Genomic DNA, 10,755 nt, shown 5'->3' with positions numbered 1-10,755 from the left:
GTGCCTGACGTCCTGCTCTCGCACGGCTACTTCCTCGGCGAGGATCCCAAGGAACAGCAGATCATGCGGCCCTACCCGCCGCTCGGGCTGCTGTACCTCTCGGCGTACCTGAAGCGTGCCGGCTTCGGCGTCGAGATCTTCGACAGCACGCTGGACACCCGCGCCGCGCTCTCGTCGCGGCTCGAGGCGCGCCGCGCGCCGGTGCTCGGCCTCTACACCAACCTCATCACGCGCCGATCGGTGCTCGACATCAGCGCGGTCGCCGCGGCGCACGGCTGGACCGTGGTGCTCGGCGGACCGGAGTCGGCCAACTACCCGCGGGAGTACCTCGCGCGCGGGGCGCATGTCGTCGTGCTGGGCGAGGGCGAGGTCACCATGGCCGCGCTCCTCGAGGCGCTGCCGATCCATGGCCGCCACCGCCTGCACGACATCGCAGGCATCGCCTTCCTCGACGAGGCGGGCGAGATGGTGGTGACGCCGGCCCGCGCGCAGGTCGAGGACCTCGACACGCTGCCCTGGCCCGATCGCGCGGCGATCGACATGCCCGCGTACGTCGACATCTGGCGCACGCACCACGGACGCGGCAGCGTCAACCTGATCACGGCCCGCGGCTGCGCCTATCGCTGCAACTGGTGCAGCCATGCGGTGTACGGGCACACGCATCGCCGGCGGCGCGTCGAGGCCTGCGCCGACGAGGTCGCGCACATCCGGGAGGTCTACGCCCCGGACCAGCTCTGGTACGCCGACGACGTCTTCACGATCGATCACCGGTGGCTGAAGGCCTACGCCGAGGAGATCACGCGGCGCGACCTCGTGCTGCCCTTCGAGACGATCTCGCGCGCCGACCGGATGCTCAAGGAGGACGTGATCGAGGCGCTGGCCAGGCTCGGCTGCTACCGCATCTGGATCGGCGCCGAGAGCGGCAGCCAGCGCATCCTCAATGCGATGCAGCGCGGCGTCACCCGCGAGCAGGTGCAGTGGGCCGCACAGGCGGCCCGCCGTCACGGCATCGAGGTGGGGATGTTCCTGATGTGGGGCTACGAGGGCGAGACGCCCGACGACATCGCCCAGACCGTGGACCTCGTCAAGCGCGCCCATCCGCACGTCTTCTTCACCACGCTCGCCTATCCCATCGCGGGCACCGGCTATCACCGCAAGGTCGCCGACCGGCTGTCGCTGCCGGTGCCCTGGGAGGACGCGACCGATCGCGACCACGTGATCGCCGGCCGGCGGGATCGGGCGTACTACGCGCACGCCGACCGCTGGCTCCGAAGGGACGTGGAGGCCCATCACCTCCGTGAGAGCGACCCGGCACGAGCAGACGTGCTCGCCGCCGAGGCCGACGAGGCCCGTCGCGCCCTGCTCGCGGCGCACGCCGGCGACGCGGTCGTCCCGTGACGATGGTGGACGCGTTCGAGGGACTGGCGGGCGACTACGACCAGGCGTTCACCGACACGCAGGTCGGGCGCTGGATGCGTGACGCGACCTGGCGGCGGTGCGACGCGCTGTTTCCTCCGGGCGCGCGGGTGCTCGAGATCAACTGCGGCACCGGCGAGGACGCCGTGCACCTCGGGCATCGCGGTGTTCGTGTCGTCGCCACCGATGCCTCCGAGGCCATGGTGGCGCAGGCGCGCAGGAAGGTGGCTGCGGCTGGCGTGGAGTCCCTCGTGGACGTGGCCGCCCTGTCCATCGAGGCCGTGGGCCCCGGCCTCGGCACGTTCGATGGCCTGCTGTCGAACTTCGGCGGCCTGAACTGCATCGGCGACCTGCCCGGCGCCGCCCGCCGGCTCGCGGGCGTCGTGCGTCCCGGCGGTCGTGCGCTGCTGTGCGTGATGGGACCGCTCGTGCCGTGGGAGTGGGCGTGGTTTGCCGCCCGCGGCGACCTGGCGCGCGCCCGGCGCCGTCGGCGCGGCGGCGTGCCGTGGCGCGGGCTCACCATCCACTACTTCTCGGCGCGCGACGTGCGCGCAGCCTTCGATCCCGGCTTTCGCGTGACGCGCACCTGGGCGCTGGGCGCCGTGATGCCACCTCCGTTCGCGGAGTCGTGGGTCAGGGCGCACCCGCGGCTGTCCCGGCGGCTCACGCACCTCGAACGCCGGCTCGAGACCGTCTGGCCGCTCCCGTCGCTGGCCGATCACGTCGTGGTCGAACTCGAGCGGAGGGTCGGGTGAACGCGTGGCGACGGCTCACCGTGCGGGCGACCCTGCCCCTGCGCCGGCATTTCCTGCGCCGGCGTGTCGGCCGCCTCGTCTGCGAGGAGGTGGAGGGCATCCCGCTCATCGTCCTGCCCACGGTGTTCAACGCGGCGGTGTTCGGCAGCAGTGACGTGCTCGTGCGCGCGCTCCGGACTCATGCCGGGGCGTGCGGGGCCGTGCGCGGCCGCCTGCTCGACATGGGCACGGGAACCGGCATCGGCGCCATCGCGGCGGCGCAACTCGGGTACGAGGTGGTGGCGGTCGACCTCAACCCCGACGCCGTGCGCTGCGCACGCATCAACGCCCTGCAGCACCGCCTGGAGGACCGCGTGCAGGCCCTCGAGGGCGACCTCTTCGCACCCGTGGCCGGCCAGCACTTCGACGTGGTGCTGTTCAACCCGCCCTTCTTCGAGGGCGCGCCGCGCTCGTCGCTCGACCGCGCGTGGCGCAGTGTCGACGTGCCGGAGCGCTTTGGCGCGGGCCTGCCCGGCGTCCTCGCACCGGGTGGCGTGGCGCTGGTGATCGTGTCGAGCCACGGCGGGCGCGCACGCACGGAGGCAGCGCTGCGCGATGCCGGACTGCGCGTCGAGCAATTCGTCGTCGAGGACCTCGGCTACGAACAGGTCACGGTGCTCGCCGCCCGGCACCACGGGGGCGACAGGTGAGCGCGCCTCGCGTCCTGCTGGTGAACCCGCGCATGTGCTCGCGCCGCAGCATGCGCCTGCCGCTCTCCCTGCTGTCGCTGGCGGCCGTGCTCGAGGGGCGATACGAGTGGGAGATCCTCGACGGGAACCGGCTCGACGACCTCGACGCGGCCATCGCCGCAGCGCTGCAGCGATCCCCGAGAGCCGTCGCGGCCATCAGCGTGATGCCCGGACCGCAGGTCGCACCGGCGATCGCCGCCAGCCTGGCCATCCGCGCGCGGCGCCCGGACGTGCCCATCGTGTGGGGCGGGTACTTCCCGAGCCTGTACGCCGATGCCGCCATCAACGCGCCCTACGTCGACTACGTGGCGCGTGGCGCAGGCGAGGACACGCTGCTCGAGCTCCTGGCCGTGCTTCCCGATGCCGACGGTGCGTCCGCGTCATCGGCGGTGGCCGACGACCTCGGCGGCATCGCCGGACTCACGTGGAAGAACCGCGAGCGGGTGGAGCACAACGCCGCCCGCCCGTTCGTCGATCCAGATGCGAGGCCGCCCCTGCCGTACCACCGGCTCGAGGGCCTGCCCGACTACCTGCGGCCCACGTACATGGGCGCGCGCACCGCCGTCCACCAGGCCGCCATCGGGTGTCGCTACCGCTGCAGCTTCTGCGGCGTCGTGTCGGTGTACAACGGCCACACGCGGCTCGGCGGGCCGGCGCGGCTCGAGGCCGCCCTCCGCACGCTGCGCGACGGATGGCACGCCGATGCCGTCCAGTTCTACGACAACAACTTCTTCGATCACGAGGACGCCTCGGTCCCCCTGCTGGAAGTGCTCGAGCGCGCCGGCCTGCCGTCGTGGTGCTACGCGCGTGCCGACACCATGGCGAAGTTCTCCGCCTCCACGTGGGCCCTCGTGCGGCGCAGCGGCCTGCGGATGGCGTACATCGGTGCCGAGGCCGGCAGCGACGCCGTGCTGCGGTCGATGAAGAAGGGCACGCGTGTCGAGCACACGCTGGAGGTGGCGGCACGCTGCCGCGAGGCCGGCGTCGTCCCGGAGTTCTCCTTCGTGCTCGGCGGGCCCGAGGATCCGGAGGCCGAGATCGAGCGCACGTTCGCGTTCATCAGGCAGGTCAAGCGGCTCCATCCGCAGTGCGACGTGGTCCTCTACTTCTACAGCCCGACGCCGCAGCGGGACCGCGCGTGGGCCGATCGCGACGTCGCGCTGTTGCCCAGCCTGGCCACGTACGGACCCGACGGCCCGCCGCTCCCGACCACGCCCGAGGAGTGGACGCAACCGCAGTGGATCCGCTACGTGTGCCACCAGGACGCGCCGTGGCTGTCGTCGCGCATGCGGCAGCGGGTACAGGATTTCGCGCAAGTGCTCGGCTGTCGGTTCCCGACGGTGCAGGATCACCGGACGCCCGCCTGGGGGCGCAGTGTGCTGGCGGCGCTGGCGTCGTGGCGCTACGCCAGCGGCGTGTATGGCCGGCCGATCGAGCTCGACCTGGCGCGTCGGCTCATTCCCCTGAAGCGGCCCGAGATCGACGGCCTGTGAGCCTGTCGACGGCGCTGCGCAGGTGCGTGCCGACCACGGCCGCCGGCCTCGCCTGGCCGAGGGGATCGACCGCCATGCGTCCCGCCACGGCTTCGCGTACCCGCCGCACCACGTGAGGCGTGCCCGCCAGTCGCCACTCGCCGAGCGCGGTGCGCCAGCGCAACGGGTCGCCCTCGAGCACGCCCGGCCGTGACAGGATCGCGCGACGTCGCGCGGCGGAGGGCGCCGCGCCGTCGAGCACGTCGCGCATCGCCAGGGGCACCAGGCCCGGCAGGTCACGCTCGGCGAGCGCCGCCACCGCCCAGGTCTCCTGCGCCAGCGTCGACTGGAGCGCCACGCGCGTCGTCTCGTCGTCGCCCACGTGCCGCAGATCCAGCAATTGCGACACGCGCAACCCGCGGCTGAGCATCGCGGCGGCGCCGTGCAGCACGAGGTGGAGCGCGAGCCCGTCGACCGACGGCGCCTGCAGTGCCATGCCGTGCACGCGCGTGCCTGCGAGCCCGTCTCGGTACGGCGCCGTCACGTCCTGCGGCACGCCGAACACGACCTCGCTGATGCGCGTGTGCACCTCCACGGGCCTCGGGTGGTCCGGGTGATCACCGGCAACGTCTGCCGCCGCCGCGCCTGGCTGCAGGTACGTGACGTGCCGATCGACGTGCATCGCGACATAGCCCAGTCGCGTCAGCAGCGCATCCCATCGCGCCTGGTCGGCGGGTTCGACGAGGATGTCGATATCGGCCGAGGGCCGCCGCTCCGGATGCCGATCCACGCCGAGGCGCAGCCATGTGCCCTTGAGAGGCGACCAGGGCAGGTTCTCGGCCTCGGCGGTGTGCGCGATGCGGGCGAGGTCGTCACGCAGGCGAGTGCTGCGCACGGCGATGCGCTCCGCCTCGAGATGCAGCGCGTCGATGGTGGCGGACGTCCACGCGGACGGTGCCTCGCCGAGCAGGGGGCGCAGGTGACCGGCGACACCCTGGCACCGCACGGCGAACAACACGTCGGCGTCGCTGGCGCGCAGGCGTTCCGTTGCCGTGACGACCGGTGCGAGTGTGCCCTCGAGCGCGGCACGGCCGAGGGCGCGCGACAGCGATCGGAAGACCGGCTGACCCATGCGCCGCTCCAGCGCGGCTCGCGAGCGCCAGTCGAAGAACATCGGCGCATTCTCGCACGCGGGCCACGGGGGCCGTCAGCGTCGCGCCGGCCAGCGGCTCCGCAACCACGCGGCCCAGCGTTCGCGCCGCCCGGGACGCGCATACGCATTCAACCATGCGTCCGTGTCGCCACGGTCCCACATCGGATGCCTGTCGAGGATCGTCGCGGCGGTGCTGCCGTATCCGCATTGCGCGAGGATCGCCGCGGCGGCGATCGCGCGGGGCAGCGGCGGGCTGTCGCCTTCGAGCAGCGTGCCGTGCGCGTACGTCGCGATGCCCTCGATCGACCGGCGTGCGGGCTGGCCCCCGGCCTGCCGCCGGTCCACGCGCCCCGGGGCGTCCCAGGGCCATCGGCAGTCCACGAGCCGATACCCTCGCGCGACCAGCCAGCCGTCGACATCGGTGTAGGTCGGCTGGTCGCGATACAGCGGACGCAGGACGACCGCGGTGCGCACGATGCTGACGCCGCCCTCGCGCAGCAGGCCATCGGCGCCGCGCAGCGCATCGAGCTCACCGCCTTCGAGCGCGAGCGACAGCAGCAGGATGTCGCGCAGGTCGTTTCCGGCGGTCCAGTCGTCGAGGGTGGTGGCCGGGACGTCCCTGCGATCGACCACCTCCCGCGCGGCGAGCCACCGGGAATGTCCAGCCATGTGCCCGTAGAGCTCGTCGCACGCGTCGACGTCGAGTGCCAGCCTCGTGCCCAGCGCCGGGTCTGCCGTGCACAGCCACCGGACCGTCCCGGTCGCCGAGGCGAACAGGCGGGCCACGCCGTCCGCGACCGCCGTCGATGGATGGCATCCGTGCCATGCCAGCAGGTCCCGAAGTGCCGGGAGGTGCGGCCTGGTCGACGTGACGCCGCCGTGCACGCACGGCCAGGGAGCGCCTGCCCGAAGCGTCTCGCGCCAGGCGGCGCTCACGACGGCCACCGCCGTCGCAGCCATCGCGCGGCACGCCTCGGCAGCGAGGCATGGCGATGCGCGTGTGCATTCCACGCGGCGATCGTCGCGGCCACGTCGCCGGCGGACCAGCCTGCGTGACGCGACAGCCATGCCGCCGCCGTCCGTGGCTGCCCGAGGAACGCGAGCACCATGGCGCCCGCGACGACGGAGGCCTCGCGTTCGGCTGGCGCCCACCGCTCGGGACGACACGCGAACACCGCATCGCCGACCGCCGACCAGCGCGGGGGCTCGGCGTAGCGCGCCCCGAGCGCATGTCCCATGCGCGGTTGCGGGTGGAAGTGGCAGTCGACCAGGCTGAACCCGGCCTCGCGCATGAAGCGCTCGACCTCCGGGAACAGCGCCTGGCCGCGGTAGACGGGGAGGAAGCTCACCTCGCAGTAGACGACCCCGACCCGGCCTGCCTCGAGCAGGCCTCGCGCGCCGCGCAGGATGTCGAGCTCGGTGCCTTGCGTGTCGAGCTTCAGCAGGTGCAGGCGTTCGACGCCCGCCTGCGCGGCCCACGCGTCCAGCGACACCGTTTCGACCTCGCACGTCGAGACGGTGTCGATGGCACGGGCCCACCGCGGGTAGTCGACCATCCGGCCGAAGTGACGCGCGTACGCTTCCATGTCGGGCAGCAGCAGCGAACTCATGCTGGGATGCCGCGCGATGTGCAGCAGGCGCCGCCCCGGCCGGGCATCCAGCGCCCACGGCCATGCCGTGAGCGTCATGCCGCGGCCGCTGCCGCTGATGGCCGCGCACGCAGCCGGGTCCGGCTCGAACGCATGCACCTCGAGGTCGGCGGGCACCCCGGGCAGCAACTGCCAGCCGCCGCGTGCGCCGCCATCCACCACGACCAGTCGCGCGTGCTGTGCAGCGAGGCTCATGACAGGCGTGGCGTCGCCCGCAGCGACTCGACGAACGCGACCAGGTGGTCCACGCGCCGGAACGTGGTGTGATCGCGCCAGGCGCGCCGCAGTGCACGACGCGCCACCGCCTGCCGCTCCGCCGGGCGAGGCAGGTACCAGGCGCAGGCCTCGGCGAACGTCGCGTCGTCGTCGGCCTGCACGAGTTCGTCGTCGGCGAAGAAGCGTGGCGTCACGGGTGTGCGGTGTGTCACCTGGAACGCGCCGCAGGCGGCGGCGGCGAAGACGCGGTATGTGATCTCCAGGGGGCGATCGCGCAGGAACGGTACGAGCGGCGCCAGCGCGATCCGGCTTGCCGAGAAGAGCGCCGGCAGGTCGGCCGGCTGCACCCGCGGTGCGCCGAACCGCCATCCGCTCCCCACCCACAGGCCGGGTGCGTTCCTCAGTACGGGGCGCAGCACGTCGTAGGCCACGGCGAGGCGATCGGGCGTGAAGGTGGACGCCATGAACCAGGCGTGCGTGCGCGGCACCGGTTGCGGGCCATCGACGAACGGGTCGCAGGCCTGCGGCAGCGCGAGGTAGCGGAATCCGGCGGCCGCCAGCGTCGGGGCGTACCGATCGAAGTACTCGGGCTCGTACAGCGACAGGAACGCGTCGGCGGTGTCGCCCGCCACTGCGCGTCGCAGGCGCGCCTCGTCCGCGGCATCCCCGCCCGCGTCGAACGGGAATCCCGCTGGTGCCATGTGGACCAGCAGGCGGAGGCCCGCGCGCGAGGCGAGGTCGTCGCGCGCGCCGGCGTCGAGCCTGGCATGGATGGCCTCGCGGTCCGGTGCGACCAGCAGCGTCGGCGACAGCGCACGCCACTGCGTGCTCCAGTCTGACGCGTCCGCATCGAGGACCACCGCAGGGATGCCCATGTGCCGCAGCGCGTGGCCGAGCGTGTCGAACCAGATCGCGCCGCTGATCGTCGGCGGACGCACGAGGAACGCGCGCAGCCCACAGCCGGCGTGCCGATCCCTGGCGCCGGCGATGGCGGCCGCGCGCAGCGTCTCGGCCTCGTCGAGCATCGACTGGTCGCATGGCTCGGGCGACAGCGGGGCAAGACGTTGCCCTGCGCGCCACGCAGCACGCACGGAGAGCCAACGCGGCAGGTGCCGTACGCGTCCGAAGAGGCGTGCCGGCGTCATGAGCGACACGGTGGCGAGTATAGTCACGGCTCGACCGACGGCGTCAGCGGCGCTGGGCGATCGGCGCTCTCGGGCCCCGGCGAGGCGCGCGGATACCAGCCGCGAACACGAGCCGGACCACGCGGAAGGCCTGCGGGGCGAACGGGGTCAGCAGCGACAGCATGCGCGCGTCGTCGGCTCGCGGTTCTCCGGTGAGTGCGAACGCCACCGTGCTCGGGAGGTGGACGTCGCCGACCGGGACCGGCTCGGGCCGTCCCAGGCGTACGCCGAGCACCATCGCGGCCGTCCACGGGCCGACCCCCGGCACGGACTGGAGCACGGCATCGGCCTCGGTGGTGGGAAGATCGGCAGCCCGCTCCACCAGGCGGGACGCGCGAGCCACGGCCATGATGGTGCGCGCCTGCTGCCACGCGATCCCGAGATCGCCGAGACGTTCGGGACCGACCGCGCGCAGCGTGCGGGCCGTCGGCGACAGTCGCAGTGCCATGGGGCCGGGAGCCGGCGCCCCGAGCTGCTCGCACAGCCGGCGCCACAGCGCGGTCGCCTCCTCCCACGTGATGCGCTGCTGGAGGATGAAGGTGAGCAGCGCCTCGAACACGTCGCGCGTGTCGGTGAGGCGCAGGCCGCGATGGGCCCGCGACAGGCGATCGACGACGGGGTGCGGCGGCAGGCTCCAGGCAGGCTCGTCGAGGCCGAGCCAGCGCGGGATGTCCGCGAGCGCGCGCGATGCGCCCGGGCCCCACGCCTCCGCGCGCAAGGGGTCACCCACCCAGACCCGTACCGTGGCAGGGCCGTCTGGGGTATGCGTTGTCCTCCACAGGCCGTCGGGCTCGCGTCGGAGCGTCGGGTCGAAGGGACCCGTGCGCAGCAGCGCGGTGGTGGCGAAGAAGTCGTACACCGCTGGCCGGGGCCACGTGGCGCTGGCGTCGGGCGTCATGTCGTGGGAGCGAGCGTGGGTCGCGTCGCGGTGCCTGGACTCACTCCTCCGGGCGCGGCAGCCACAGCACCAGGATGCGTCCCACCTTCTGCACGAGCGCGGCGCCGGTCCGATCGCAGATGGCGGTGCTCATGGCCTCGCGCGCCTCGCGTTCGCCTTCGCCTACCTTCACCTTGATCAACTCGTGCGCCTCGAGGGCACGGGCGATGTCGGCCACGACACCCTCGGTGAGCCCGGCGTGGCCGATGCGGACCACGGGCTCGAGGGCATGGGCACGCGCCTTCAGGGCGGCGCGCGTGCGTGCGGTGAGGGCAGGGGCGCGGTGGACGGGGGCGGCGTGGTCGGGCGCGTCGCTCATGCCAGCATCCTACGCCACGCGGGCACGGCGATGTCGGACGGCGCCTACACGCGTTCTTGGCGCGTCGATCGGCACGCCATAATCGCCGCGGCTGACCGTGGGAGGTGCCGCGTGAGGAAGGCGTTGGTCCTGGGATTGTCGCTGGTCGTGCTCGGTGCCCTGGCGTTCGTCGGTGCGCACTTCACGGCCACGGGGCGTGAGGCACAGTTCGTGGTCGGGGGCGCGCTCGTCGACGCCGGCTACGGCCTGCAGGACGGGATCGAGCGCTACGACTTCGAGCACGAGCACGACATCACGCCGGAACAGGTCTGGGAGGAACTGCAGAAGCAGAACCATCTGGCGTCTGCCCAGCGGCGCCGTTTCCCACGCACGGCGCGGCATCCGCTCGTCGCGCTCGTGGTGTGCATGGACGCGCGCATCGATACCAACGAGCTGATGGGCGACACGCGGCACTACTACTACATCATCCGGACCGCCGGCTCGGTGATGAGCCCGCGCGAGGAAGAGATGCTCGAGCTCGCCGTGGCCAACGGCGTGAAGCTCGTGGTGCTGACGACCCATTCCGACTGCGCGGCCGAGCGGGTCGCGAAGACGCCCGACCTGCGGGCGAAGTTCCCGGCGCTCGCGGCGGCTGTGGACGAGCGCAGCGCCCGTGTCGAGGAGTTCCTCGCGCGCCCGGCCATCGCCAGCGCCGTGGCCAAGGGCACACTGGGCGTCAAGCGCGTGGCCATCGACACGCTGACCGAGGAGCTGGCACCCCGGTAAGGCGGCGCGGAAGGCGCGCCGCCCTTGCCGGGGAATGCCGCGATGCCGCGATGCCGCGAATGCGGCCGGCCCTCCCCCAAGTCACGTCAGCGACGACAACGCGCTGCGGGCCTCGCGGTCGGGCTCGTGCTTCACCCCGCACGTGCGGTCCCGGTGAAGAC

At 72.9% G+C, this 10,755-nt stretch carries 11 protein-coding genes; 5 read left to right on the top strand and 6 right to left on the bottom strand.

All coding sequences use genetic code 11. From position 1 onward, the window contains the following. From ACIRDX_RS05250 to ACIRDX_RS05235, 4 genes are read left to right on the top strand one after another with little or no spacing between them, the layout of a single operon-like run. On the top strand, positions 1-1,398 hold the full coding sequence (locus ACIRDX_RS05250; protein WP_396624352.1) for a B12-binding domain-containing radical SAM protein: 1,398 nt from the start codon (positions 1-3) through the stop codon (positions 1,396-1,398). Positions 1,399-1,400: 2 nt separating this feature from the next. Beyond that, positions 1,401-2,171 carry a class I SAM-dependent methyltransferase gene (locus ACIRDX_RS05245; protein WP_396624389.1) on the top strand — a complete coding sequence of 257 codons (771 nt, stop codon included), beginning with the start codon at positions 1,401-1,403 and terminating at the stop codon, positions 2,169-2,171. After that, positions 2,168-2,860, top strand: a complete 693-nt coding sequence (locus ACIRDX_RS05240) for a methyltransferase (RefSeq protein WP_396624351.1) — start codon at positions 2,168-2,170, stop codon at positions 2,858-2,860. Before ACIRDX_RS05245 ends, ACIRDX_RS05240 begins: the two co-directional genes overlap by 4 nt. Next, positions 2,857-4,392: a B12-binding domain-containing radical SAM protein gene (locus ACIRDX_RS05235; protein WP_396624350.1), complete on the top strand. Its 1,536-nt coding sequence runs from the start codon at positions 2,857-2,859 to the stop codon at positions 4,390-4,392. Before ACIRDX_RS05240 ends, ACIRDX_RS05235 begins: the two co-directional genes overlap by 4 nt. Here ACIRDX_RS05235 and ACIRDX_RS05230 read toward each other — a convergent pair. Genes ACIRDX_RS05230 through yhbY form a run of 6 tightly spaced genes read right to left on the bottom strand, consistent with a single transcriptional unit; the run spans position 4,355 to position 9,829 of the window. Further along, positions 4,355-5,545, bottom strand: a complete 1,191-nt coding sequence (locus ACIRDX_RS05230) for a nucleotidyltransferase family protein (RefSeq protein ID WP_396624349.1) — start codon at positions 5,543-5,545, stop codon at positions 4,355-4,357. The two genes, ACIRDX_RS05235 and ACIRDX_RS05230, sit on opposite strands and share 38 nt — an antisense overlap. 33 nt (positions 5,546-5,578) lie before the next feature. After that, entirely contained in the window at positions 5,579-6,484 is a 906-nt protein-coding gene (locus ACIRDX_RS05225; RefSeq protein WP_396624348.1) for an FkbM family methyltransferase, read from the bottom strand. After that, positions 6,457-7,368 (bottom strand): FkbM family methyltransferase, encoded by a 912-nt coding sequence (locus ACIRDX_RS05220; protein WP_396624347.1) that lies wholly within the window; start codon positions 7,366-7,368, stop codon positions 6,457-6,459. Before ACIRDX_RS05220 ends, ACIRDX_RS05225 begins: the two co-directional genes overlap by 28 nt. Beyond that, positions 7,365-8,561, bottom strand: coding sequence for a glycosyltransferase (locus ACIRDX_RS05215; protein ID WP_396624346.1), 1,197 nt, complete (start codon positions 8,559-8,561; stop codon positions 7,365-7,367). The genes ACIRDX_RS05220 and ACIRDX_RS05215 overlap by 4 nt, the downstream gene beginning before the upstream one ends. A gap of 16 nt (positions 8,562-8,577) precedes the next feature. Continuing rightward, positions 8,578-9,471 (bottom strand): DNA-3-methyladenine glycosylase family protein, encoded by an 894-nt coding sequence (locus ACIRDX_RS05210; RefSeq protein ID WP_396624345.1) that lies wholly within the window; start codon positions 9,469-9,471, stop codon positions 8,578-8,580. Between the two features lie 40 nt (positions 9,472-9,511). Further along, the gene (yhbY, locus tag ACIRDX_RS05205; RefSeq protein ID WP_396624344.1) at positions 9,512-9,829 is read right to left on the bottom strand and encodes a ribosome assembly RNA-binding protein YhbY; all 318 of its coding nucleotides are present in this window, start codon (positions 9,827-9,829) and stop codon (positions 9,512-9,514) included. Positions 9,830-9,940: 111 nt separating this feature from the next. Between yhbY and ACIRDX_RS05200 the strand changes: the two genes are divergently transcribed. After that, the gene (locus ACIRDX_RS05200; protein WP_396624343.1) at positions 9,941-10,594 is read left to right on the top strand and encodes a carbonic anhydrase; all 654 of its coding nucleotides are present in this window, start codon (positions 9,941-9,943) and stop codon (positions 10,592-10,594) included. Positions 10,595-10,755: the final 161 nt, after the last annotated feature.

It is taken from the genome of Luteitalea sp. (assembly GCF_044337415.1).
In the GTDB taxonomy this organism is placed as follows: Bacteria; Acidobacteriota; Vicinamibacteria; order Vicinamibacterales; family Vicinamibacteraceae; genus Luteitalea.
Note: the sequence above shows the minus strand (reverse complement) of the source record. Positions and strands in the feature narration are given on the sequence as shown.

Bases quoted from the DNA above. Each gene is read 5' to 3' on its own strand.
- ACIRDX_RS05245 (WP_396624389.1), top strand. From the start codon at position 1,401: ATGGTGGACGCGTTCGAGGGACTGGCGGGCGACTACGACCAGGCGTTC.
- ACIRDX_RS05230 (WP_396624349.1), bottom strand. From the start codon at position 5,545: ATGTTCTTCGACTGGCGCTCGCGAGCCGCGCTGGAGCGGCGCATGGGT.
- ACIRDX_RS05225 (WP_396624348.1), bottom strand. From the start codon at position 6,484: ATGGCTGCGACGGCGGTGGCCGTCGTGAGCGCCGCCTGGCGCGAGACG.
- ACIRDX_RS05220 (WP_396624347.1), bottom strand. From the start codon at position 7,368: ATGAGCCTCGCTGCACAGCACGCGCGACTGGTCGTGGTGGATGGCGGC.
- ACIRDX_RS05210 (WP_396624345.1), bottom strand. From the start codon at position 9,471: ATGACGCCCGACGCCAGCGCCACGTGGCCCCGGCCAGCGGTGTACGAC.
- yhbY (WP_396624344.1), bottom strand. From the start codon at position 9,829: ATGAGCGACGCGCCCGACCACGCCGCCCCCGTCCACCGCGCCCCTGCC.